The 23,963-nt window shown below is 64.2% G+C and carries 18 protein-coding genes and 1 pseudogene; 8 read left to right on the top strand and 11 right to left on the bottom strand.

The window, feature by feature from the left end; all coding sequences use genetic code 11:
* Nucleotides 1-86: 86 nt before the first annotated feature.
* Nucleotides 87-845 (top strand): FadR/GntR family transcriptional regulator, encoded by a 759-nt coding sequence (locus QCE79_RS08140; RefSeq protein WP_244825373.1) that lies wholly within the window; start codon nucleotides 87-89, stop codon nucleotides 843-845.
* A 112-nt stretch (nucleotides 846-957) separates the two neighbouring features.
* Complete coding sequence (locus tag QCE79_RS08135; protein WP_309843265.1) at nucleotides 958-1,971, top strand: Gfo/Idh/MocA family oxidoreductase; 1,014 nt, start codon at nucleotides 958-960, stop codon at nucleotides 1,969-1,971.
* Nucleotides 1,972-1,990: 19 nt separating this feature from the next.
* Here QCE79_RS08135 and QCE79_RS08130 read toward each other — a convergent pair whose 3' ends face one another.
* The 6 genes from QCE79_RS08130 to QCE79_RS08105 form a co-directional block, all read right to left on the bottom strand.
* Entirely contained in the window at nucleotides 1,991-2,650 is a 660-nt protein-coding gene (locus QCE79_RS08130) for an amino acid ABC transporter permease (protein WP_244825371.1), read from the bottom strand.
* Nucleotides 2,651-2,812: 162 nt separating this feature from the next.
* On the bottom strand, nucleotides 2,813-3,604 hold the full coding sequence (locus tag QCE79_RS08125; protein WP_250465002.1) for a transporter substrate-binding domain-containing protein: 792 nt from the start codon (nucleotides 3,602-3,604) through the stop codon (nucleotides 2,813-2,815).
* A 111-nt stretch (nucleotides 3,605-3,715) separates the two neighbouring features.
* Entirely contained in the window at nucleotides 3,716-4,738 is a 1,023-nt protein-coding gene (locus QCE79_RS08120; protein ID WP_309843262.1) for a quinone-dependent dihydroorotate dehydrogenase, read from the bottom strand.
* Nucleotides 4,739-4,925: 187 nt separating this feature from the next.
* Complete coding sequence (locus QCE79_RS08115) at nucleotides 4,926-5,744, bottom strand: arginyltransferase (protein ID WP_309843259.1); 819 nt, start codon at nucleotides 5,742-5,744, stop codon at nucleotides 4,926-4,928.
* Between the two features lie 105 nt (nucleotides 5,745-5,849).
* Nucleotides 5,850-6,581, bottom strand: a complete 732-nt coding sequence (aat, locus tag QCE79_RS08110) for a leucyl/phenylalanyl-tRNA--protein transferase (protein ID WP_309843257.1) — start codon at nucleotides 6,579-6,581, stop codon at nucleotides 5,850-5,852.
* 27 nt (nucleotides 6,582-6,608) lie between these two features.
* Nucleotides 6,609-7,154 carry an NUDIX hydrolase gene (locus tag QCE79_RS08105; protein ID WP_244825366.1) on the bottom strand — a complete coding sequence of 182 codons (546 nt, stop codon included), beginning with the start codon at nucleotides 7,152-7,154 and terminating at the stop codon, nucleotides 6,609-6,611.
* Nucleotides 7,155-7,238: 84 nt separating this feature from the next.
* On the opposite strand from QCE79_RS08105, the gene QCE79_RS08100 reads away from it, so the two are divergent.
* From QCE79_RS08100 to moaE, 4 genes are all read left to right on the top strand, one after another.
* On the top strand, nucleotides 7,239-7,634 hold the full coding sequence (locus tag QCE79_RS08100) for a hypothetical protein (protein ID WP_309843255.1): 396 nt from the start codon (nucleotides 7,239-7,241) through the stop codon (nucleotides 7,632-7,634).
* A gap of 80 nt (nucleotides 7,635-7,714) precedes the next feature.
* Entirely contained in the window at nucleotides 7,715-8,953 is a 1,239-nt protein-coding gene (gene glp, locus QCE79_RS08095) for a gephyrin-like molybdotransferase Glp (protein ID WP_404989362.1), read from the top strand.
* Nucleotides 8,954-8,964: 11 nt separating this feature from the next.
* A complete protein-coding gene (gene moaD, locus QCE79_RS08090; protein ID WP_244825364.1) occupies nucleotides 8,965-9,222 on the top strand; it encodes a molybdopterin converting factor subunit 1 in 258 nt (85 codons plus the stop codon).
* Between the two features lies 1 nt (nucleotide 9,223).
* Nucleotides 9,224-9,688, top strand: a complete 465-nt coding sequence (moaE, locus tag QCE79_RS08085; RefSeq protein WP_244825363.1) for a molybdopterin synthase catalytic subunit MoaE — start codon at nucleotides 9,224-9,226, stop codon at nucleotides 9,686-9,688.
* 177 nt (nucleotides 9,689-9,865) lie between these two features.
* On the opposite strand, the gene QCE79_RS08080 is transcribed toward moaE, so the two are convergent.
* Nucleotides 9,866-10,408: a group III truncated hemoglobin gene (locus tag QCE79_RS08080; protein ID WP_309843251.1), complete on the bottom strand. Its 543-nt coding sequence runs from the start codon at nucleotides 10,406-10,408 to the stop codon at nucleotides 9,866-9,868.
* 312 nt (nucleotides 10,409-10,720) lie between these two features.
* Between QCE79_RS08080 and QCE79_RS08075 the strand changes: the two genes are divergently transcribed.
* Together QCE79_RS08075 and clpB are read left to right on the top strand one after the other, a co-directional pair.
* Nucleotides 10,721-11,206 carry an Rrf2 family transcriptional regulator gene (locus tag QCE79_RS08075; RefSeq protein WP_309843250.1) on the top strand — a complete coding sequence of 162 codons (486 nt, stop codon included), beginning with the start codon at nucleotides 10,721-10,723 and terminating at the stop codon, nucleotides 11,204-11,206.
* A 188-nt stretch (nucleotides 11,207-11,394) separates the two neighbouring features.
* Entirely contained in the window at nucleotides 11,395-13,992 is a 2,598-nt protein-coding gene (gene clpB / locus QCE79_RS08070) for an ATP-dependent chaperone ClpB (RefSeq protein ID WP_250492287.1), read from the top strand.
* 178 nt (nucleotides 13,993-14,170) lie between these two features.
* On the opposite strand, the pseudogene QCE79_RS08065 reads toward clpB, so the two are convergent.
* The 4 genes and pseudogenes from QCE79_RS08065 to QCE79_RS08050 all read right to left on the bottom strand — a co-directional run.
* Nucleotides 14,171-14,662 (bottom strand): annotated as a pseudogene (locus tag QCE79_RS08065) (YidB family protein); the annotation flags it as partial.
* Nucleotides 14,663-14,792: 130 nt separating this feature from the next.
* On the bottom strand, nucleotides 14,793-15,401 hold the full coding sequence (locus QCE79_RS08060) for a helix-hairpin-helix domain-containing protein (protein ID WP_250464988.1): 609 nt from the start codon (nucleotides 15,399-15,401) through the stop codon (nucleotides 14,793-14,795).
* 228 nt (nucleotides 15,402-15,629) lie between these two features.
* Complete coding sequence (gene pbpC, locus QCE79_RS08055) at nucleotides 15,630-17,852, bottom strand: penicillin-binding protein 1C (protein WP_309843248.1); 2,223 nt, start codon at nucleotides 17,850-17,852, stop codon at nucleotides 15,630-15,632.
* A 4-nt stretch (nucleotides 17,853-17,856) separates the two neighbouring features.
* On the bottom strand, nucleotides 17,857-23,874 hold the full coding sequence (locus QCE79_RS08050) for an MG2 domain-containing protein (RefSeq protein ID WP_404989233.1): 6,018 nt from the start codon (nucleotides 23,872-23,874) through the stop codon (nucleotides 17,857-17,859).
* Nucleotides 23,875-23,963 lie beyond the last annotated feature (89 nt).

The following is a 23,963-nucleotide window of genomic DNA, read 5'->3' as shown; positions in this document are numbered from 1 at the left end:
TCGCCGTGCCTCGGCGCCTCTGAGCAAACAGCGTGTTCACGACGAACACACATGGCTACGGACAGGCGACAAAGGGGAGAAGCGAGATGGATGAAAACAAAGAGCGATCGCTGGTGGCGAAGGTCATGGACGGACTCGTCTCAGGGATCGTCGAGCAGAAATATGGGGCGATATTGCCGCCGCAGGACATCCTCTCGAAGGAGTTCGACGTAAGTCGGACCGTCATGCGTGAGGCGCTCTCCATGCTGCTCGCGCGGCATATGCTGGACGTGCGGCCGAAAACCGGCACGCGCATCCGGCCGATGAGCGACTGGCGCCTGATCGACGAAGATGTCGTGAGCTGGCGTTTTCGCGCGAAGCCCGATCAGACGTTTCTGCGCGATGTAATCGAATTCCGCATGCTGATCGAGCCCCGTGCCGCCGCGCTGGCAGCAGCCCGCGCGACGCCCGACGAGATCGCCGGCATTCGCGATGCCTTCGACGCGCTTTCGCAATTGCAGGTTGGCGAGCCGGAATATCAGGCCGCCGACGAAGTGCTGCATACGCGTATCGTGGCGGCGAGCGGCAATCAGTTCTTTCGCCAGATGACGGCGATCGTGCGCGGTGCGCTCGTCACGGTGAATCCGATCGTCGACGGCATCGAGTCGGTGCGTGAAGCGACGCTCGCGGCGCAGCGGCTCGTGGTCGAAGCCATCGAATCGAAAGATACCGATGCAGCCGAACGCGCGACGCGCGCACTCGTCGACCTCGCGGCGGAAGAAGTGGGCCGCGCGTTCTCGCTCGAGCGCTCGAGCCCGCAGTATCCGGCGCAGCCGCCGAGCGTGAATGCTCCGGCAGGCGCGTAACGGCGTCCGTATCGCGCGAAAAGCCGGGACCTGTCCCGGCTTTTTGCATTTGGCCGCGCGGTTCCTTGAGGCACAATGCCTCCCACGATGAACATCTCGCGGGAGACCGGCTTTGAGCAATACCGAAACGAACACGACGACGAACACGGGAAAGACGAACGCGATCCGCTGGGGCATCGTGGGTGCGGGACGCATTGCACGGCGCTTTGCCGAAAGCCTGGGGCATGTCGATGGCGCGGCACTCGCGGGCGTCTGGTCACGACGCGCCGAACCCGCTCGCGCGCTGGCGGCACCGCATGGCGCGCGTGCCTTCGACGACCTCGACGCCATGTTCGGCGAGATCGACGCGGTCTATATCGCGACCATGCAGGACAGTCATCCCGAATACGCGCTGCGTGCCTTCGCGGCGGGCAAGGCCGTGCTCTGCGAGAAACCGGCCGCCGTGAACGCGCGCACCTTGCAGACCATGATCGACGCCGCGCGCGCGTCCAAGCTGCTTTTCATGGAAGCGATGAAGCCGCCGTTCTATCCGCTTTATCGCCGCTTGCGCGAGCATCTTGCGCGCGATCGCATCGGCGAGATCGGACTCGTGCGCGCGGGCTGTTCGATAGCCGGCGTGCCGCTCGATCATCCGTCGTTCTCACTCGAAGCGGGCGGTGGCGCGCTGCTCGATATCGGCGTCTACGAAGCGTTTCTGGCGGTCGACTGGCTCGGCGAGGCGCTCGACGTGCAGACGATCGGCCGCGTGGGCGAAACGGGCGTGGATGTCTTCGCGAGCCTCAACGTGCGCCACGAGCGCGGCATCGCGCAGATATTCTGCGGGCTCGATCTGCAAGGTCGTGGCGATGCGCTCATCGGCGGCACTCAAGGCACGGTGACGATCCACGAGAACTGGTGGAACCCGGCGCGCGCAAGCATCGTTTATACGGACGGACGCCGCGTCGAACTCGACGAGCCTTTCAGCGGCGGCGGCCTGAACTACGAGACCGCGCACTTCTGCGAGCTGCTGCGCGCGGGCGCCACCGAAAGCCCGATCATGCCGCACGCCATGTCGATGCGCATGATCGCCATCATCGATGCCGCGCGGCGCGATCTGAACGTGCGCTTCCCGTTCGAGGCAGATTAGCGTTCGCCGCCCGTGCAGCTCAATGCCGGCCCGGCAGCGCGAGGCGTCTTTCGAACCTGCGCTGCACGAATTCCAGCACGCTGCAGAGCACCCAATAGACGAACGCCGCCGCGAGATAAAGCGGCAACGGCTGATACGTCGCCGCGATCACTTCCTGCGCGCTGCGCAGCAACTCCGTCACGGTGATGACCGAGACGAGCGACGTATCCTTGATCAGGCTGATGAGACTGTTCGACAAACTCGGCACCGCAATGCGCAAGGCTTGCGGCCCGACCACGTAGCGCAGCGTCTGGGCGCGCGACAAACCGAGACTGTAGGCGGCGAGCCATTGCCCGTTGGGGATGCCGAGAATCGCGCCGCGCATGCTTTCCGAAAGATACGCCGCCACGTTCGCCGACAGGGCGATTACGCCCGCGGGCGTCGGGTCGAGCGAGATGCCGAGGCTCGGGAGGCCGTAGTAGATCACGAAGATCTGCACGAGCAGCGGCGTGCCGCGCATCACGCTCACATAGCAGCGGCCGATGGCGACGAGCGCGCGGCTGCGGCTGATGCCCATCAACGCCAGGACGACGCCCGCGATGAGTCCGAAGAACATCGAATAAAGCGCGAACTTGATCGTCAGTAGCGCGCCTTGCGCCAGCACCGGGGCCGATTGAACGAGCAGGGAGGTCGTGGACATGAACGGGGAAGCAGGAAGGAGAGCGGGCACGTTGCCGCGCAAAGCGCACATCATAAACCGCGCGCGAAAAAGACAAGGGCGACACCGTCAGACGATGCCGCCCTCGAGCCGCGCGTTACGCTCTAAACGTCCGCAACGCCTTTCGGCGCGCGGGCGCGAGGCTTACTTCGCGGGCTTGGTCACGTCGATACCGAACCACTTCTGCGAGATCTTCGTGAACGTGCCGTCCTGTTCGAGCTGGGTCATAGCGTCGTCGATCGCCTTGGCGAACTTCGGGTTGCCCTTCTTGAACGGGATGCCGGACGGGCTGCCCTTGTCGAGATTCGCGCCCGTGCGCAGCGGCAGTTGCGAGTTCTTCAGCAGATAGGCGAGCATCAGACGGTCGTTGAGCGCGGCGTCCAGACGGCCGGCTGCCAGATCGCGCAGATATTCGGGCGCGCCTGGATACGTCTTCACATCGATACCCGGCACCGACTTCGCCATGTCCATGTAGTTCGTGCCGAGACCGACGCCGAGCTTCTTGCCCTTCAGTTCGTCGAGCGACTTGAATTCGCGCTTGTCATCCGCGCGCTGGATCAGCTGCGCGTTCGAGTACGTGTAGGCGGGCGAGAAGTCGAGCGTGGCCTTGCGCGCATCGGTGATACCGACTTGATTCACGATCACGTCGAACTTGCCAGCCTGCAGACCCGCGATGATGCCGCTCCACTCCGTCGTCACGAACTCGGGCTTCACGCCGAGCTTGGCGGCAACCGCCTTGGCGATATCCACGTCGTAACCGACCAGCTCGCCTTGCGGCGACTTCGAGTTGAACGGGGGGAAGGTGCCCTCCAGACCGACGCGCAGCGTGCCGCGTTGCTTGACGGAATCGAGCAGGTCTTCGGCATGCGCCGCAGCCGACAGGGACGCGCCGATCAGACCGGCGACGAGCACTTTCTTGAGCGTGGACAGTTTCATCGTGTTTTATTCCTCTTGAATGGCATCGCGACGGCGAGCCGTGCTTTGCAGGTGCGGCATCATAGATAAAAGGCAAGCGATGCGTAAGATCGTTTGCTTATTTCCATATTCCTACGCGAGGGCTTCGACGCACTCGCGCACGAGCGCCGGTCCCTTGTAGATCAGCCCCGTATAAATCTGCACGAGCGATGCTCCCGCCGCGAGCTTCGCGCGCGCGTCCTCGCCCGAGAAAATCCCGCCCACGCCGATGATCGGCACATCCGCGCCCAGTTCGGCGCGCAGCTTGCGGATCACCTCGTTGGACGCATCGAAGACGGGGCGGCCCGACAGGCCTCCGGTTTCCTCGCCGTGCCGCATGCCGCTGACGGCGGTGCGCGAGAGCGTGGTGTTGGTGGCGATCACGCCGTCGATACCGTGCGTGAGGACGGTTCCGGCGATCGACTTGATCTGCTCGTCGTCGAGATCGGGCGCGATCTTGAGCGCGAGCGGCACGAGCTTGCCGTGAAGATCGGACAGACGCTGCTGCTTGTCCTTGAGCGCGCCGAGCAGCGAATCCAGTTCGCCCGCGCCCTGTAGCTGCCGCAGATTCTTCGTGTTCGGCGACGAGATATTGATCGTCACGTAGCTCGCGAACGGATAGACGCGTTCGAGGCAGTACAGATAGTCATCGGCGGCGCGTTCGATCGGGGTATCGGCGTTCTTGCCGATATTGAGCCCCAAGATGCCGCGATAGCGCGCCGCCTGCACGTTGGCGACGAACTGTTCGACGCCGCCGTTGTTGAAGCCCATGCGGTTGATCAGCGCGCCCGCTTCCGGCAGCCGGAAAATGCGCGGCCGCGGGTTGCCCGGCTGCGCGCGCGGCGTGACCGTGCCCACTTCGATGAAGCCGAAGCCGAGCGCCGCCAGTCCGTCGATGCACGCGCCGTCCTTGTCCAGTCCCGCCGCGAGACCGACGGGATTGCGGAACGTGAGGCCCATCACGTTGCGCGGCGAGTCGGGGCCGCGTTTGGCAAGCATGCCGGCGAGTCCGGTGCGGCCGGCCGCGCCCAGCATGCGCAGGGTGAGGTGATGAGCGTCTTCCGCGTCCATCTTGAACAGATGCGAGCGCGCGAGCGGGTAAAGGGAGCTGAACACGAAGTGAACGCCTGCGACGGCGAGTTTTTTGAGACCCGCTATTTTAGCGGCTTTGCAGAGGGCGCCGGAGTGGATGGTTGCGGCGCGAGTTTTGTCGGCGAGGTGCGGCGATTCGGGGAAGCGGTTGTTTCCTGCCGATGGGGCTTTCCGAGCGTCAAGCGCAAGGTTGCCGCGCGCGAGGCGCTTGCTACTTCGCCTGACTCACGTTGTGGATGCGGCCCGGCATCGGCAAGGTTCCGGCGGAAAGCGTCGTTGCGGGATCGAGCGGTGACCAGCGGCCATCGATCAGCCCTTCCAGCGGCCGAAAGTTGGCCTTGTACGCCATCTTTTCGCTTTCGCGAATCCAGTAGCCGAGATACACGTGCGGCAAGTCGAGGCTCTTCGCCTGCTCGATCTGCCAGAGGATGTTGAACGTGCCGAAGCTCGTGTGCGGCAGGCCCGGCTCGAAGAACGTGTACACGGACGAAAGCCCGTCGCCGAGAATGTCGATCATGCTGATCATGCGCAATGCGCCGGGCGTGTCCGCGTGGCCCGGCTCGCGGAATTCGACGAGCCTCGAGTTGATCCTGCTTTGCAGCAAAAACTGTTCGTACTGGTCGCGGCTGTCGCGATCCATGCCGCCACCCGCGTGCCGCGCCGATTGATAGCGCATATAAAGCGCGTAGTGCTCTTCGTCGTAATGCAGCGGCGCGACGCTCGCGACGAGATTGCCGTGCTGCTTCCAGACGCGCCGTTGCGTGCGGTTCGGGGTGAAGCGCGCCACCGGCACGCGCACCGGCACGCAGGCACGGCAACCGTCGCAATACGGGCGATACGTGAACACGCCCGAACGCCGGAAGCCGGCTTTGACGAGTTCGGTGTAGACGTCGGAATTGATGAGATGGCTGGGCGTCGCGACTTGCGAGCGTGCCACGCGTCCTTCCAGATAACTGCAAGGATAGGGCGCTGTTGCATAGAATTGCAGCGCGGAAAGCGGTGACAGCGGCAGCTCGTTCGGATGTGTCACGTTGGCGGCTCTCGTCTCGCGGGCGTCTCGTCGTTGCTGGTTTCTGGTTGCCTGGTTGATGCCTGTCCGGTGCCTGGTTCCGTTCCGGTGTCCTTGCGTCGTCGTCTAGCGCTCGATCAGTTCCGCGAGAACCGATTTATCGAAGCGCCAGGGAATCGGCGCATCTTCGACCGCGTGACGCAGATGCGTGACAAACGCGCGGCGGCCGATCTCGCGGCCGCCCAGCGACGCCAGATGCGCCGTATTCTGCTGACAGTCTATCATCCCAATTTTATGGCGGCGCAAGTGCGCGATGAGCGCGGCGAGGGCGATTTTCGAGGCATCGGTCTTGTGCGCGAACATCGATTCGCCGAAGAACATCTTGCCGAACGACACGCCATAAAGCCCGCCCACGCGCCGCCCGTCGAACCACGTTTCGACGCTGTGCGCCTTGCCCGCGCGATGCAGCGTCGAGTACGCCTCAACGATTTCGGAAGTGATCCACGTGCCGCGCTGACCGTCGCGCGGCGTGTCGGCGCACGCGTGCATCACGGCGGCGAAGTCGTCGTCCACGCGCACTTCCCAGAGCGGCTCGCGCGACACGCGTTTGAGCGTCTTGCGCAGCGAATCGGAAACCTTGAACTCGTCCGGAACCAGCACCATGCGTGGATCGGGACTCCACCACAGCACGGGCTGACCGTCCGAATACCACGGAAAGATGCCGCGCCGGTAGGCATCGACGAGACGCGCGGGCAAAAGCTCCGCGCTCGCGGCGAGCAAACCCGGCGCGCCGCTCGATGCGCCGAGCGCGCGCTCGACGGGCGGGAACGGATCGTCGTCGGCGAGCCAGGGAACCATGGTCGAAGCGGTCGATGCGCGAGGCGCTCAGCCTTCGCGCAGCGTGCGGAAGATGTCGCCCGTGTGCAGCGTGAAGTTGCCCGCGGCGCGGTCGGCGAAGAAGAAACGCAGCGTCTGGCCGACGGTCGGAAAGGCGATTTCGTCCCACGGAATCTCGCTTTCCTCGAAGAGACGCACTTCGAGACTTTCCTCGCCGGCGTCGATTTCGATATCGAGCAGACGCGCGAGATAGAACAGATGCACCTGATGCACGTGCGGCACGTTGAGCAGCGTGAAAAGACTTTGAATCTCGACGCGCGCGCCTGCTTCCTCGAGCGTTTCGCGCGATGCGCCTTCGCTCGTGGTCTCGTCCATTTCCATGAAGCCTGCCGGCAAGGTCCAGTAGCCGTAGCGCGGCTCGATTGCCCGGCGGCACAAGAGCACCTTGTCGTCCCACACCGGCACCGTGCCGACGACGTTGCGCGGATTCTGGTAGTGAACGGTGCCGCAACTGCCGCAGACGAAGCGCTCGCGGTTGTCGCCAGGCGGGACCGAAAGGGCGACCTCGTGGCCGCAGACGGAACAGAATTTCATGGAAATGGACGTGGGAAGTGTGGTGCGAGTGTATCACCGGCTTGGGGGTCGTCATGAAGGGCGGGTGAGGCGGAAAGCGGGGGCGTGATCGGTTGGTCGGGCGGAACTCGCGCAGGCGACGCGAACGAAGTGAACGAAGCGAACGAAGCGAACGAAGCGAACGAAGCGAACGAAGCGAACGAAGCGAACGAAGCGAACGAAGCGAACGAAGCGAACGACGCGAACGACGCGAACGACGCGAACGACGCGAACGACGCGAACGACGCGAACGACGCGAACGACGCGAACGACGCGAACGACGCGAACGACACGAACGACGCGAACGACGCGAACGACGCGAACGACGCGAACGACGCGAACGAAGCGAACGAAGCGAACGAAGCGAACGACACGAACGACACGAACGACGCGAACGACGCGAACGACGCGAACGCCAGAGCGCTTCGCCTCACCGCCCATCTCGCTACAATGGTTGGCTGACGTTGCCAGCTACTCCCCATTCACGATTGACGGGCGCATCGCTCCGTACGAACTCCATGTCCACTTCTCCTCGTCCCCCGATGCTCGCGACCGCGCAAGCGCTCGGTCTTCTCCTCGACGCCGCGCATCGGGTCGATGGCACCGAGCGCATCGATACGCTCGATGCCGCGGCGTCGCTCGGCCGCGTCCTTGCCGCCGATGTCACGTCGCCGCTAGACGTTCCGCCAATGCACACCAGCTCGATGGACGGTTACGCCGTCCGCGCCGCCGATCTCGCCGGCGCAAGCGAGGCCGCGCCGCGCGCGCTGCCGGTGTCGCAACGCATTCCGGCTGGCCACGCCGCCACGCCGCTCACGGCAGGCACGGCCGCGCGCATCTTCACCGGCGCGACGGTGCCTCCGGGCGCCGATACCGTCGTCATGCAGGAAATGGCGCGTGCGGCGGACGACGGCAGCGTCGCGTTCGCGCACGCGCCCGCAGCTGGCGAATGGATCACGCAACAAGGCGCGGACATCCGCGGCGGTTCGGCGATCCTGCCTGCGGGCACGCGCCTCACGCCGCAAGCGTTGGGTCTCGCGGCATCGGTCGGTTGCGGCGCGCTCGATGTCGTGCGGCGCGTGCGCGTCGCCATCTTCTTTACCGGCGACGAACTGCGCATGCCCGGCGAGCCGCTCGCGCCCGGCGCCATCTACAACTCGAATCGCTTCGTGCTGCGCTCGCTGCTTGCGAAACTCGGTTGCGACGTGACCGACCTCGGGATCGTGCCGGATCGTCTCGACGCAACGCGCGAAACCCTGCGCCGCGCGGCCGGGGAACACGATCTGATTCTGACGTGCGGCGGGGTATCGGTCGGCGAGGAAGATCACGTGAAACCGGCGGTGGAAGCCGAAGGACGCATCGCCATGTGGCAGATCGCGATGAAGCCCGGCAAGCCGCTCGCGTTCGGCAACGTGCGACGTTCGGATGCCGCACTCGGCGAAGCATATTTCATCGGCCTGCCGGGAAATCCGGTGTCGAGCTTTTGCACCTTCTTGCTGTTCGTGCGGCCGTTCCTGCTGCGGCTGGCAGGCGCGAGCGACGTCGCGCCGCGCGTCTACTCGATGCGTGCCGACTTCAGCCAAAAGAAGGGCGACCGCCGCAACGAGTTCCTGCGCGCGCGCGTGAACGACGCGGGCGGCCTCGATCTCTTTCCCAATCAAAGCAGCGCCGTGCTGACTTCGACCGTGTGGGGCGACGGCCTCATCGACAATCCGCCGGATCACGCCATCCGCGCGGGGGAGACGGTGCGCTTCATTCCCTTTTCAGAGTTGATGCGGTAGAAGGCCATCAAATGCATATCGAACTGAGATTTTTTGCCAGCGTGCGCGAAGCGCTGGGTGTCGCGAACGAGACGGTCAGCGTGCCGGACACCGTCGTGAATGTCGGCGATGTACGCGCCTGGCTGCGCATGCGCGGCGGCGCGTGGGCCGAAACGCTCGCCGAAGGCCGCGCGTTGCGCATGGCCTGCAACCACGTCATGACGGACCCGTCGCAGCGCATCACGGATGGCTGCGAAGTGGCGTTTTTCCCGCCGGTCACGGGCGGTTGACATGACGATCGTGCGCGTACAGGAGGCGGATTTCGATCTCGGCGCGGAAGTCGCCGCGCTGCGAGCGGGCAATCCGAAAGTGGGCGCAGTGGCGTGCTTCGTCGGCACGGTGCGCGACTTGAACGAAGGCAGCGCGGTCGAGACGATGGAGCTCGAGCACTATCCCGGCATGACGGAGAAATCGCTGCACGAGATTGCCGAGTCGGCGCGTGCGCGCTGGCCTGGGTCGGACGTGCTGATCGTACATCGCGTGGGAAAACTGAAGCCGCTCGATCAGATCGTGCTGGTCGCAACCACGGCGATGCATCGCGGCGAGGCGTTCGAATCGTGCGCCTTCGTCATGGACTACTTGAAAACGCAGGCGCCGTTCTGGAAGAAGGAAAAAACCGACGCGGGCGAGCGCTGGGTCGATGCGCGTGAATCGGATGATACGGCGCTGGCTCGCTGGCAAAAGCCGAAAAGCTAAAGCGCGGCGATGGTCATAGGAAAGGCGACGATCCGCAGATGAGTCCACCGCTTACCGCGTGATTGGCGAGACAAAAGCGGCACGCGAAATCGCGCTAAGAGCGCTCGCAAACGGGTAAAAGCCAAAAACCTTGGGCGGCAAGACAAGCGTGATCGGCGAGGAAGAACGCCGCGAGCGTCACTTCGTATCCGCCGAACGTCCCACGAACCTCGCTGGAAACGCTTCCCCCGAAGGCCGCTTTGCGAAACGCGGCTCTTCCCGGCCGCCGGTGCGCTGCCGTTTGAGCGCCGCGAGAAGTTCCTGCTGCGCGTCGGGAATCTTGTAATCCCAGCCGAACTTGCTCAATTGCAAACTGTGCGCGATCCGCAGTGCCGGTTCCATGAACTGCACGGCGGCGGCCGGCTCGTAACGCGCGTCCACGGTGTCGAGAAAGAGCGTAAGCCAGCGTGCGAAATGCTCGGGCGCGATACCTTCGAGCGGCCGATGCGCCTCTTGCACATTCCCGCGATACTGCTTCGTTCCCAACACGAGGCTCGACCAAAAGGTCGTCATTTTGGCGAGATGCTCGTCCCAGCGGCCCGTCAGTTCGTGCGAAAAGATCGGGCCGAGCAGGGGATCGTCATCGACACGGCGATAGAACGTCTCCACGAGCGTGCGGATGTTGGCTTCGTCCGGTTCCGCAAAGCGAGCCGGGCGGGCAGATGATTCGTGAAGGGTCATGGCAAATAAATGTTATGCGGATGCTTACACGCAAGCGTCAGCACATTATGCTGACGATAGGCGCTGTTTTGTCGCAAAATGTCGCGTCTTGAACAGCGATAATCCGACCGGTCGTTCAATTTTTCGTGGCAGGCCGCGTCAGGATGTTAGACCTTATGTGCGCGTTGAGGTCATTGTCGCTGGCGCGCGCACGGTGTTTTTCCGCGCATCCCGCGTCGCGCCGCTTTCGCCGTCTGCTCTTCGTTTGCCCGCGTGCCTCTGGCTCCGTTGTTCTCGATGCGCGTGTTCCGCGCACAAAATCATCGTGACATCATGCGACTGACCGACTACACCGACTACACCCTGCGCGTCCTGCTTTATCTTGCCGTGCGCCCGTCCCGCCTTTCGACCATCGGCGAGATATCCGAGGCGTATGGCATCTCGCGAAATCATCTGATGAAAATAGTCCAGCAATTGGGCGAACTCGGCTGGGTGGAAACAGTTCGAGGGCGTCATGGCGGACTGCGGCTTGGCGAGCGCACGCCTTATCTGACGATCGGCGAGATCGTGCGCACAATGGAAAGCGACTTCGACATCGTCGGTTGTTTTTCGCGCGACAAGGCACACCGGCAATGCGTGATTCAGTCGGCCTGCTTGTTGCGCGGCGTATTCGCGACGGCGCGCGATGCCTTCCTTGCGGAACTCGACAAGCATACGGTCGGCGAACTCGCGCGTCCGGCGGATGAGCTCTCGCAGTTGCTTGGCATCGTGAGCGTGATTCAGGTATCGGTCGAGCGCATGCAGAGTTCGTCTGCCTGACGCGCGGTTCAGTCTTGCACGCGGCCGGTCGGTGAACGAAAACCGGACGGACAGGTCATTCTCATGCGCCGACGCTCGCGCGGGCTTTCTCGAAATCAAGCGAAAAAGTGCACGCAAACGGCTAAACAAGGCTTGAAACCGAACAAAAGCGCCTCATTTTGGTCGTATTCGAATCGGAGCTTTCAATAATGAGAATCGACAAACTCACCACCAAATTTCAGGAAGCGCTGTCAGACGCGCAAAGTCTGGCGGTCGGTCACGACAACCAGTACATCGAGCCGGTTCACTTGCTTGCCGCGCTGATCGCGCAGCAGGACGGTTCCGCGCGCTCGCTCATGTCGCACGCGGGCGTGCAGGTTCAGGCACTGCAAAACGCGCTCAACGACGCGATGAATCGTTTGCCGCAAGTGCAGGGCACGGACGGCAACGTGCAGGTAAGCCGCGATCTCGCGGGCCTGCTCAACAACGCCGATAAAGAAGCACAGAAACTCAACGACACCTACATCGCGAGCGAAATGTATCTGCTCGCGGTCGCGGACGACAAAGGCGAAGTGGGCCGCGTAGCCCGCCAGCATGGTCTTACGCGCAAGGCGCTCGAAGCCGCGATCAACGCGGTTCGCGGCGGCGCGCAGGTCGATAGCCAGGACGCCGAAAGTCAGCGCGAGGCGCTCAAGAAGTACACCGTCGACCTGACCGAGCGCGCCCGCGCAGGCAAGCTCGATCCGGTGATCGGCCGCGATGACGAAATCCGCCGCTCGATCCAGATTCTGCAACGCCGCACCAAGAATAATCCGGTGCTGATCGGCGAACCGGGCGTCGGCAAGACGGCTATCGTCGAAGGACTGGCGCAGCGTATCGTCAACGGCGAAGTGCCCGAAACGCTCAAGGGCAAGCGCGTGCTGTCGCTCGACATGGCGGCGCTGCTCGCGGGCGCGAAGTATCGCGGCGAGTTCGAGGAGCGGCTGAAGGCCGTGCTGAGCGATATCGCCAAGGACGAAGGCATGACCATCGTCTTCATCGACGAGATTCATACGATGGTCGGCGCGGGCAAGGCCGAAGGCGCAATGGACGCGGGCAACATGCTGAAGCCGGCGCTTTCGCGCGGCGAATTGCATTGCATCGGCGCGACCACGCTCGACGAATATCGCAAATACATCGAGAAGGACGCGGCGCTCGAGCGGCGTTTCCAGAAAGTGCTGGTCGACGAACCTTCGGTGGAAGCGACCATCGCGATCCTGCGCGGCTTGCAGGAAAAGTACGAGTTGCATCACGGCGTGGAGATCACGGACCCGGCTATCGTCGCGGCGGCGGAGTTGTCGCATCGCTATATCACGGACCGTTTTCTACCGGACAAGGCGATCGATCTGATCGACGAAGCGGCGTCGCGCATCAAGATGGAAATCGATTCGAAGCCCGAAGAGATGGACAAGCTCGACCGCCGTCTCATCCAGTTGAAGATCGAACGCGAGGCCGTGAAGAAGGAGAAGGACGAGGCATCGCAGAAGCGTCTGCAACTCATCGAGGAAGAAATCGACCGGCTCAATCGCGAATATTCGGATCTCGAAGAAATCTGGACCGCCGAAAAGGCCGCCGTGCAGGGCAGCGCGCAGCTCAAGGAAGAGATCGAAAAGGCGCGTGCGGACATCGCGCGTTTGCAGCGCGAAGGCAAGCTCGAGAAAGTGGCCGAACTGCAATACGGCAAGCTGCCCGAACTCGAAGCGCGTCTCAAGCAAGTGACGCAGGCCGAGTCGCAGGAGCAGAACAACCCGACGCGTCCGCGTCTTTTGCGCACGCAAGTGGGCGCCGAGGAAATCGCGGAAGTGGTGTCGCGTTCCACGGGCATTCCGGTCTCGCGCATGATGCAGGGCGAGCGCGAGAAGCTGTTGCAGATCGAGGGCAAGCTGCACGAGCGTGTGGTCGGTCAGGACGAAGCCATCGGCGCGGTGGCCGACGCGATCCGCCGTTCGCGCGCGGGTCTGTCCGATCCGAACCGTCCTTATGGCTCGTTCCTGTTCCTGGGGCCGACGGGCGTCGGCAAGACGGAACTGTGCAAGGCGCTGGCCGCGTTCCTGTTCGATTCGGAAGATCATCTCATTCGTATCGACATGAGCGAGTTCATGGAGAAACACAGCGTCGCGCGTCTGATCGGTGCGCCGCCGGGATACGTCGGCTATGAAGAAGGCGGTTATCTCACCGAAGCCGTGCGTAGAAAGCCGTACAGCGTGATCCTGCTCGATGAAATCGAGAAGGCGCATCCGGACGTCTTCAACGTGCTCCTGCAAGTGCTCGACGATGGCCGCATGACCGATGGACAAGGCCGCACCGTCGACTTCAAGAACACGGTGATCGTGATGACGTCGAACCTCGGTTCGCATGTCATCCAGAGCATGGTCGGCGAACCGCACGAAGCGGTGAAGGACGCCGTCTGGGAAGAGGTGAAGCTGCATTTCCGGCCGGAATTCCTGAACCGGATCGACGACGTGGTGGTGTTCCATTCGCTGGATCGCGCGAATATCGAATCGATCGCGAAGATTCAGTTGCAGCGTCTGCACGACCGCCTGGCCAAGCTCGACATGCAGTTCGACGTGTCGGATGCGGCGCTCGAACAGATCGGCAAGGTCGGCTACGACCCGGTGTTCGGCGCGCGGCCGTTGAAGCGCGCGATTCAGCAGGAGATCGAGAATCCGGTCGCCAAGCTGATTTTGGCTGGCAGGTTCGGACCGAAGGACGTCATTCCGGTCGATATCAAGGACGGGAAGTTCGTGTTCGACCGCGTAGTGCACTAAAGGCGGTTGATCGCTGCTTGTTCTTCGGCGGCGATTTCTAAAGGGCGATGGGTGATCCATCGCCCTTTTTGTTTGGCGGCAGCGGAAACGATCGATGACGCCAACGCCGCGGCCCGCAAAACAAAAACCCCGCAAGGCGACCGCCCGCGGGGTCCAACACAAACGCGATGAATCAGACTCAGCCTTGTTTCGGCGCTTCGTTCTTGCCGAAGAGACCCGCCAGGCCGCCTAGCGATCCGAGCACACTCGACAGATCCATCTGGCCACTGGCGGGCACTTCGCCGTTCGGCGTCGCGCGATCGACGATATGCGGAAGCACCGCCGCGAGCATGCCCGACAACTGATCGCTCGACACGCCGGCTTTCTGCGCGAGCGCACCGACGTTGTCCGAGCCGAGCGCGTTGTTCAGCGTGTCCGGGCTGATGGGCTTGTTTTCGCCCGTGCCGATCCATGACGACACGATGTCGCCCGCGCCCGCCTGATGAAAGCGCTGGATCAGCCCCGCAATACCGCCCGGCTGGTTGTTGACGAATTCGAGCGCCGCCGTGATCAGCGCAGCCTGGCCGGATTGACCGGGTTGGCCGCCTTGTTGCGACGAGTTGCCGAGGGTAGAGGCGAGGATATCGATTAGGCTCATGGCAGTCTCACTACGAGAAGTTGCGGGGTGGGGTTGCTCGCGTGACGCGCTTGCATGGTGCGAAAAGAGCGAAACGCGAGCTTTGAGACGAAGTACTTGAGGTTGAAGGGCGACGGCATGATGCGGTTTGCCGTCGCCTGCTCGCCTCGATCTTTTCTAACTTTTATTGACTGGCAGCCGCGGCGCTCGCGGCCTTGTCTTTCTTGCTCTTGCGCTTCGAAGGCTTCGCATCGCTTGCAGCGGCGGGTGCCGTCGTCGCTGCCGGCGCCGCGCTTGCAGCCGCCGCCGCGCTTGCGGCCTTGGACTTGCGCGAACTCTTTTTCGTAGCCGAAGCAGGTGTGGCGGTAGCCGGCGCTTGCGGCGTGGCGGCTGGCGTTTGCGCGGTGGTGGCCGCGGGCGAGGTTGCCGCCGTGGCGGCTGTCGACGATTTGACCGTCGAGTTGGACGGCGCGGCGCCTTGCGTGCTGCTCACGGCGGGCTTCGTGGTCTTGCCCGTGGGCGGCTGCGACGATCCGCCGATGGTCAGACCGTTCTCCTCGAGCTTGGCCACGGACTTCGTTCCAAGACCCTTCACGCGCGTCGCGAGATCGTCGGCGTCCTTGAACGGGCCGTTCTTCGCGCGCTCGTCGACGATCGCTTTCGACTTCACCGGACCCAAGCCCTTCACGGAATCGAGCGCGGCTTGATCGGCCGTATTGACATCGACCGCGGCAAACGCGGTTCCGACGGACAGCATCAACGCAAAGCACAGCATCAGCAGCTTTTTCAGCATGACGGCACTCCAGGCAATGGAAAAGAATGATGAATCGATGCGTCCGGGCTTACGACAGAATAACGACTTTGCCGTTAAGCATAGGGCAAAAACAAGTCCCGAACGATGACGGCTCGCATTGTGCACGACCCCGCCGCGCGCACCACACGAGCGCACAATCTTTAACGTCGCGCAATGCAGATTAGATGACGCATCAATATTTTGCATGCTGCAAGGCATGCTTCGGCCTCACCGCGACGGCCTTTGAGCAGTCTTGAGAAACGCGCCGCGCACTTCGAAGGCGATTGAATCGACCGCGTTGCCGCGCGCATCGACGAGTTCGAGGACGTGATGTCCCGGCCATGGCAGCCAGGCGACGCGCGCATCGCGGCCGAACGGCTTGCCGTCGAGGCGCCACGCGAGCGCGCCGTTGCCCGAGCGTTCGAACCACACGCGCTGGCGCGCGGGCGGAATGTCGGGATCGAGCGCGAAGATGGTGCCATTGGTCGGCGCTCCGATGCGCGCCGCCTGGCTGTCCCCTTTGCCGCTCGCTCCGCTTGAGGCCGCCGCGTTCGCCGTGATGCCGATAGCGCTCATCTGCGTGCCGCGCACGAACCATTCTCCGCGCTTCGGTTCGATATCGTTCTGATACGCGACCTGCGTTTCGATCACGCCCGACGGCGCAGTCGGCGCGTGGCTGGCGGCTCGCCGATGCAAATAGCCGACGAGCGCATTCCACGCGGGCGCCGCGCCGGTGACGCCGGAGACGTCCCACATAGGCGCGCCATCGGCATTGCCGACCCACACGCCGACGGTGTATCGCGAAGTGAAACCGACGGCCCAGTTATCGCGCATGTCCTTGCTGGTGCCGGTCTTGACCGCGCTGAAAGTGCGCGTGGCGAGCACGCTGTCGAAACCGAAGGTGCGCGTGCGCGCGTTGTTGTCGGCGAGCATGTCCGTGACGATGAAACTCGCCTCCGGGCTGAACACGCGCTTTCCCGCAGGCGCGGCAGCGTGGCTCGCAAGATCGAACGACGGCCGCGCGACACCGCCGTTGACCAGCGCGCGATACGCATTGGTAAGCGTGGCCAGCGTGACATCCGCGCTGCCGAGCGCGAGGCTGAAGCCGTAATAATCGCCCGCTTGCGTGAGCGGCAGACCGAGCGCGACCAGCGTCTTTGCAAAGCGATGCGGCGTGACGAGCACGAGCGCGCGCACTGCCGGTACGTTGAGCGACGACCCGAGCGCCGTACGCACGCTCACCCAGCCCTTGAAGTCGTGATCGTAGTTTTGTGGAATATAGAGGCCGCCGCCGGTGGCGAGATCGAGCGGCGCGTCGTCGAGCAGCGTGGCCGCGGTCAGGCGTTTTTCGTCGATGGCCTGCGCATACAAAAACGGCTTGAGCGTCGAGCCGGCCTGCCGCCCGGCGAGCACCGCATCGACTTCGGGCGCGTTCGACAAGCCGCCCGCCGAACCGACCCAAGCGAGCACATCGCCGGATGCGTTGTCGATCACCACCGCCGCCGCGTCGTGCACATTGCGCGGATGAGCCCGCGCGTTGAGTTCGGCAAGCGTGCGCGCGAGCGTGTCGCGCGCGAAGCGCTGCACATGCGCATCGAGCGTCGAGCGCACGCGATCGCCCGCCTTGGGATGCGTTTCGCCTGCAACGCGCCGCGCGAAATGCGGCGCGAGCGCGTCGTCGCCTTGTGCGAAGCCCGGCGCCGACGCGGTGCGTGTGAGCGTCAGTTGCACATAGCTGTCCAGGTTGACGCACGGGTCGTTCGCGTGCGTCTTGTCGCGTGTATGCAAAGCCTGCATGTCGCGCAAGATGACGCAGGCGCGCGACGCGACCTTGTCATAACGCGCATTCGGCGCGCGCACGAGCGCGGCGGCGAGCGCGCCCTCGCGTTCATCGAGCCCGGACGGCGCCTTGTTGAAAAGCGTCTGCGACAACGCCGATAAACCCACGATCTCACCGCGAAACGGCACGAGATTCAGATACGCCTCGAGAATCTGGTCCTTGCGCCAGCTCCGTTCGAGCCATAGCGCGCCTACTGTCTGCTGCGCCTTTTCGCCGATATTGCGGCGGCCGTTCGGCTTGCCGTTATCGTCGTCGATGAGTCCGGTGAGCTGCATCGTCACCGTCGATGCGCCACGCGTGCGCGTGTTCCAAAGATTCGCCCATGCCGCCGCCGCCGCGCCGCGCCAGTCGACGCCCGCGTGGTCGTAGAAGCGCTTGTCTTCCGAAACCACGATGGCCTCGCGCAACGCGGGCGAGACATCCGCAAGCGCAACCCAGTCGCCGCGCCGCGCGTGCGTATCGACACGCGTGCGTTGCAGCGGTTCGCCATCGCGCGACAACAGCACCCAGTCGGAACTGCGCCAGTTCGCGCGCACCTCGTCGAAGCTCGGCGACGCGCACGCCGCCGTTGCCACGACGCAGCCGATCAGAAAGCACAGGGCGCGCTTCACGGCGTCACTTCGCGCTGGCGGCGAGCGGCTTCACGACGACCGTCGCGTTGGGCAATGCGCCGAACGATGACGGCGCGTAGAGCGCTTCCACACGCGTCGGCGGCAGGCCGAACGAACCGGCGTTATTCAGCCGCATCGTGTATTCGACTTGCAGCTTGCCCTTCGGCAGATAGTCGTAATACGCGCGATACCCTTCGAAACCGCGTTCCACGAAGGCCGGCCACGAACCGCGATCCGGCTTCTCGCCGGAAGTCGCCGCTTCCGAGTCGCGTCCGAGACCGGAGCCGAGAATGGTCGCGCCAGCGGGAATCGGATCGTTGACGACGACCCAGGTCATGTCGCTTTGCGCGTCGATGTCGAGATGCACGCGCACGATGTCGCCGCGCGAGAGCACGCCCTTCACGGCGGGATCGACCGGCGTCACCGTCTTCACGATGCGATAGCCCGCCGCGAACGGCGCCTTCAACGCGACGGCCGCAAGGCTTTCGATGGTCGCCCAAGGTTTGCCCGTGCCGTCTTGCGTCAACGTGAGCGAGCCGGTTGACCACGGCAGCAAGCTGCTGCGCGTGTTGACACTCTTAGTGATCGGGGTCGCCGACGACGACGCCGATGCAGGCGCGGCAGCGCTCCAGTCCACGCTCTGCGTCGCCGCGCCCAGCGCAATGTTCGTGCGTCCCGTGACCGGCGTGCTTTCGAAAATTTGCGAGAAGCGTCCCACCGCGAGCGAGCCCCACAGATTGGCGGTCGTGGTCTGCCATGCGCCGTTTTTCTGCAGCGCGAGGAGGCCGGCCACGAGGCGCGGCATCTCGTCCTTCCACGCGGGCGCGTTTGCGAAGATGAGTGCGGTGCGCGCGGCGTTGGTTTCGCTGCCAGTCATGAGCCACCAGAGATCGTCGTCGCGTTCGGTCGAGAACGTGAGACGCGTGCCCTGATACGTGAGCCGCGCACGGATGATCTGCTCGGCCTGCGCGCGCTTCGCTTCACGATCGGCTATACCGTCCACGCGCGAAAGTATCGCGTAGTAGTCGAGCACGGCCGAGGTCGGCCATTGATCCGGCGCGACGGTGATTGAACCGAGCATGCGCGGCTGGGCGAGACCGTAGCGCGAAAGCGCTTCGATGGCGGCGAGCTTTTCGAAGTCGAGGTCGTTGCGCGGCGCCCAGAACTTGCGTTCGAGCTTGCCGTCGACGAAATTCGCGAGACCGGCGGCGAGCTGATCGCGCAATTCCGCGGGCATCGCAAAACGGCGGTCGAGCTTCGACGCTTCGTCCGATACCGCGAGCAAGTACGCGCTGAGCGTCGGGCTGCCGGTCGGACGTTCGTCGTCGTAGGGCGGGAAGTAGTTCGCGAGACCGTCGCGATCCAGATACGACGGCATGCGCGTCTGCACGGCTTGCCATTGCGCTGCGTCCATGAGGCCGAGCGCGCGCGAAGTCTGCTGTTCGAGGCAGTTATACGGATAGCGTTCGAACCAGCGTCGCACGCCGGGCAAGCCGTCCGCGAGCTTCGGCTGCAAGGACACCGCGATACCGCCGCGCACGGCGCCGTTGCTCGACGTGCTGGCATCGGCGGGCGGCGCGACGGGCACGCTGAACGTGCCGTCCACCTGCGCGATGGTCGCTTGCTGCGTCGTGACCGGAATGGCCGCGACGACGCGCTGCTGCAGCTTGACGGCATCGCTCGCGGGCTTCGTGGCCGAAGCGCTGCCTTGCTCCACCGCGCTCACGTCCCAGGCGAGACTCGCCGATGCGTTCATGCCGAGCACGTCGGGCGTGGTCACGTCCCAAGCAACTTCCCGCGACGATTCCGGCGCGAGTTCCACCGTGCGTGCATCGAGCGCGAGCGAACCGGCGTGCGGCGTGACGACGACGCGCATGGTGCGCCGCGTCGTGTTGCGCAGCGTGAACTGCGCATGGAATGCGTCGCCCACACGAACGAGCGGCGGCAACCCGGAGAGGAGTTGCAAGTCCTGCGTGCTTTGAATCGATGCGCTGCCCGTGCCGAAGCGTCCCGCGCCCACCGCCGCGATGGCGACGATGCGAAAGCGCGTGAGCGCGTCGTTCAAGGGCACATCGACGGATGCTTCTCCGTTCGCATCGAGCGCAACGCGCGGATTCCACAGCAGGAGCGTATCGAAGAGTTCGCGCGTGGCGCTATGTCCGCCGCCGCCGCCCGCTGGCACCGCCTTGCGCCCGAAGTGCCGCCGCCCGATGATCTCCATCTGCGCGGTCGATGTTTCCACGCCGTATGCGCGCTGCTGCAACATCGCGTCGAGCACGTTCCAGCTTTGGTTGGGCATGAGTTCGAGCAGGGCTTCATCGACGGCCGCGACCGCGATCTGCGTGCCTGCGGGCGCGGGCTTGCCGTCAGGCAGCGCGACCTTGACCTTCACATGCGCCTTGGCGCGCACCGTGTACAACTTCGCGTCCGGCGTGACGCTCACCGCCAGTTTGTGCGATGCCGTGCCCACCTTGATCGATGCCAGCCCGTAACGAAACGCGGGCTTCGAGAGATCGACGAGCGGCGTCGGCGCCTGATACTGACGGCCTTCGTACCAGAACGCGTGCGCCCATTCGACCGGCGCTTTCCAGCCCCACGTGAAGAACGAATACCACGGCACTTCATGGATACGTCCGCGCAACGCGAGCACCGACACGTAGACGTTCGGCCCCCACGCTTGCTCGACCTTCAGTTCGACGGTCGGGTCCTTGCCGTTCAGTTCGACCACATGGGTTTCGATGATGCCTTCACGCTCCACCGCGACGAGCGCAGTGGCCGAGCGGAAGGGCATGCGCACCTGGAAGCGCGCGGTCTCGCCGGGCTCGTAGCTGTTCTTTTCCGGCAGCACGTCGATACGGTCCGTGTTCTCGCCGCCGAACCAGAGTTCGTCTTCGCGCGTGACCCAGACCGACGTGCTCGCGTTGGCCGTGCGGCCATCGCCGTCTTTCGCGACGGCGATCAGATCGATATTGCCGGCGGTCTTGAGCTTGGCATCGCACGAGACGATGCCGTGATCGTCGCTCTTGCCGCTGCAAAGCGTGCCCAGGTCGTTCGTTTCGGAATGGTTGTCGTAGGCGTAGAAGCCGCCGACCATGCGCTTGCGCGAACTCGACATCACGCGCGCCATGCCCTTGATTTCGACCGATACGCCCGCGCGGGGCTTGCCCTGCAGATCGAGCGCAAGCGCTTGCACCGGCACCGAACCGCCGACCGACGCCCAATGCGCGGCCTTCACGCCCACGGCGACCGCGGCGGGCCAGAGCGTGGCGCTGCCGCTGATGGTCTGGATCTCGCCGTTCGGGTCGGCGAAGCTCGCTTCGAGCGCGAGACGCTTGGGCGAATCGACGGCGGGCAGCGGCTTCACGATCAGCTTGCCGTCGCCATTGCGATCGAGCGTCACGCGCAGCTTGTCGGCGACGAGTTTCGTCGTGGTCTCCGTCTGCTGCTCGCTGTCCTCGTCCTCGGCGGGCGCGCTCGCGCCATCGTCCGCGGGTTTGCGATACGGCGAGAAGCTGAATGCATCGTAGTCTGAAGCGAAGGGCGGCGACGTGTCGCGCACGAGCGCCGACACTTGCACCCGCTGGTTCGATGCCGGACCGCCTTGCACATATTCGAGGTGGACATCGACCGGCGCTTCTTGCGCGGCGATAAGACCGGCCGATTTGCTGTCGCCCGCCGAGACCGTGCCCTTGAACACCGGCAGACGGAATTCCTCGACGCGGAAGCTGCCTGTCTCGTACGACTGCGTGACATTGCTGCCTTCGCCGTCGTCGTCGCTCGCGTCGTTGGTGTCGCTGGCCGCGCCGTTATCGAGCGTCACGCTGTATTCGCCGAGTTTGGCCGCGGCGGGAATGGCGAAGCTCGAGTCGGCGCTGTGATCGGCGCTCCACGCGAGCGGCATGTGCCACGTCTGTCCGCTGCCGATATGACGAATCGTCACGCGCGTCGGATACTTCGGCGGGAAGCCGAAACCCTTGAGCGTTTCGACGCGCATCAGGTGCTTCATCGACACCGTTTCGCCTGCGCGCAGCAAAGTGCGATCGAAAATGGTGTGCGCGCGTACCGTGCGGCTCGTGCTCATGTCGGTCGGCACGTTGAAGCGCCACGATTCGATGCCGCGATTCCAGTCCGAGGTCACGAAGGCCATGTCGGGTCCGGTGACCGGATCGGTAACGCGCGCCGAGACGAAGAAGCCGCCGTACGACAAGCTGTTCTCGTTGCATTCGCGGATGGCCGCGAGCGGTTTGCCGATGGTCGCGAGCCCTTGCGCATCGGTCTTGCCGGTGGCGACTCGATCGCCGTTGCAGTCGGTCACGCGTACATCCGCATTGGCGACGGGCTTGCCCTTGTCGAGCGTCGTCACCCAGACGAGACTGTTTTCGCGCCCTTGCTTGAAGTGCACGCCGAGGTTCGTGACGAGCACCGACGTGCGCACGAACATCGACTTGTTCCGACCCATCAACGACGCGCCGAGCGCCGGCGACGCCAGTTCGACGACATAGAAGCCCGGCTTCGCGAGCGGAATGCCGACGACTTCGAACGGACGCAGCGCCTTGGGATCGGCGGCGGGCAGCGTGAGCGTTTCGACGCCCGCGCGCTTTCTCAAGAGCGAAAGCGAGCGAATGTCGATGGTCGGATCGCGGCTCACGGTGCCGTCCGATTCCGGCACGATGACGGGCGCGATACCGTTCTTCAAAAGCGAGGGCATGCGCGCTTCGATCGACGAGCGCGACATGCCGATGCCGTCGAACAAATCGACGTTGCGCATCCATTGGCGGATGTCGGTATCGGCGTCGAGTCTGAGCTTGGTGATCTGCGAGGTGCCCGAGTCGAGCCCTTGCACGTGCAGGTCGGCTTCCACATGGCGCAGCGTGACCGGCAACATGGCGGGCATGTCCGGCTCTGCAAAGCGCTCGATGATGCCGAACGTGCCCGAGGAGAACTTCGCGAGCGGCGGCATGGGCGCGGTCGCGGTCTTGAGCGGGAAGAAGTCGGCGTTGGCGAGCGTACGGCCGCTGACGTCCTTGAGATTGGCGGGCGCCTCGATGGTGAGATCGGTGCGCTCCGGCATCGGCGCGGCGAATTCTACTGCTTCGACTTCCGCGTCCTTGCTGTCTTCATCGAAGTGCGGCGCGACCGTGCCTTTGGGACCACGCAACGCGAACTTCTGGGCGTCGGCGCGGCTGATCGGCGCGGTGAACATGAGCCTGAGCGGGCGCAGCGGCGTGCAGGGCGCGTTCGCGTTCTCCCGTTCGCACGTGAAGCTCGCGGAAAACGGATCGCGCACCTTGTAGTCGAAGCGCTTCTCGACATCGTTGGGCATGCCGCTCGGCCCGGTGACGCCCGCGCCGTAGACGAACTGCATTTTCGAGCCGGACGGCAACGTTTGCCCGCATGCGAGCGTGAGCACGCGGTCGCTTTCCTTAGCGAGTCCGAAGTGTTTGAGAAGCGCGCCGCGCGTGGCGTCGTCGGCCGTCCTTACGGGAATGCGGTTGCCGAGTGCGCTCGATTCGCACCAGACGTGATCGAGCACCGACGCTTGCGTGGCCGGGCCGTTCAACCGCAGCACGAAGGTCTGGTCTTCCTCGATATCGCCGTAACTCGGCTCGACGCGTGTAACGAATGGCCCGCCCGTCTGAAACGCGAAGTGGCTGGGACCGGACAGCGCGTTGCCCGCGCTGGACTTAAGGCCGCTGTTGAGGTCGATGCCGCAGCGCACTCCTGGCGGCAAGTCCGCGTTGAAATCGTAGGCCCAGGTTTTTTCGTCGATCCAGCGCGCGCCGCCGGCGGTGGCTGCGGCGGGCGCGCCGCTACAGGCGAGCTTGCCGGGCGCGGCGGCGCTCGGACTGCCGAACGCGATCATGGCTTCGTCGAACTTCACGACGACCTGACGCACTTGCGCGACCTTGCCTTGTGGCGACACGGTCACGACGCGCGCGGCATCGGCCCGATACATCGCGACGCTCATGCCGAAAGCGGCGATGAGGGTGGTTGCGGCCAGAATCCATTTTTGTTTTTTCATGACGCGGCTCATCCACTCGTTCCGAGTAATTCTTGTCCGCGCGATTTTACTGGAGCCCTACGCCATTCTTGCGACGAATCGGTTGCGTT

Origin of the sequence: Caballeronia sp. LZ003, assembly GCF_031451465.1 — a bacterium.
In the GTDB taxonomy this organism is placed as follows: Bacteria; Pseudomonadota; Gammaproteobacteria; order Burkholderiales; family Burkholderiaceae; genus Caballeronia.
Note: the sequence above shows the minus strand (reverse complement) of the source record. Positions and strands in the feature narration are given on the sequence as shown.

Excerpts from the sequence above, each read along its gene's own strand:
- QCE79_RS08080 (WP_309843251.1), bottom strand. The coding sequence starts at position 10,408 with ATGACCCTTCACGAATCATCTGCCCGCCCGGCTCGCTTTGCGGAACCG.
- QCE79_RS08140 (WP_244825373.1), top strand. The coding sequence starts at position 87 with ATGGATGAAAACAAAGAGCGATCGCTGGTGGCGAAGGTCATGGACGGA.
- QCE79_RS08060 (WP_250464988.1), bottom strand. The coding sequence starts at position 15,401 with ATGCTGAAAAAGCTGCTGATGCTGTGCTTTGCGTTGATGCTGTCCGTC.
- QCE79_RS08125 (WP_250465002.1), bottom strand. The coding sequence starts at position 3,604 with ATGAAACTGTCCACGCTCAAGAAAGTGCTCGTCGCCGGTCTGATCGGC.
- QCE79_RS08075 (WP_309843250.1), top strand. The coding sequence starts at position 10,721 with ATGCGACTGACCGACTACACCGACTACACCCTGCGCGTCCTGCTTTAT.
- QCE79_RS08105 (WP_244825366.1), bottom strand. The coding sequence starts at position 7,154 with ATGAAATTCTGTTCCGTCTGCGGCCACGAGGTCGCCCTTTCGGTCCCG.
- clpB (WP_250492287.1), top strand. The coding sequence starts at position 11,395 with ATGAGAATCGACAAACTCACCACCAAATTTCAGGAAGCGCTGTCAGAC.
- aat (WP_309843257.1), bottom strand. The coding sequence starts at position 6,581 with ATGGTTCCCTGGCTCGCCGACGACGATCCGTTCCCGCCCGTCGAGCGC.
- moaE (WP_244825363.1), top strand. The coding sequence starts at position 9,224 with ATGACGATCGTGCGCGTACAGGAGGCGGATTTCGATCTCGGCGCGGAA.
- glp (WP_404989362.1), top strand. The coding sequence starts at position 7,715 with ATGCTCGCGACCGCGCAAGCGCTCGGTCTTCTCCTCGACGCCGCGCAT.
- QCE79_RS08130 (WP_244825371.1), bottom strand. The coding sequence starts at position 2,650 with ATGTCCACGACCTCCCTGCTCGTTCAATCGGCCCCGGTGCTGGCGCAA.
- moaD (WP_244825364.1), top strand. The coding sequence starts at position 8,965 with ATGCATATCGAACTGAGATTTTTTGCCAGCGTGCGCGAAGCGCTGGGT.
- QCE79_RS08050 (WP_404989233.1), bottom strand. The coding sequence starts at position 23,874 with ATGAAAAAACAAAAATGGATTCTGGCCGCAACCACCCTCATCGCCGCT.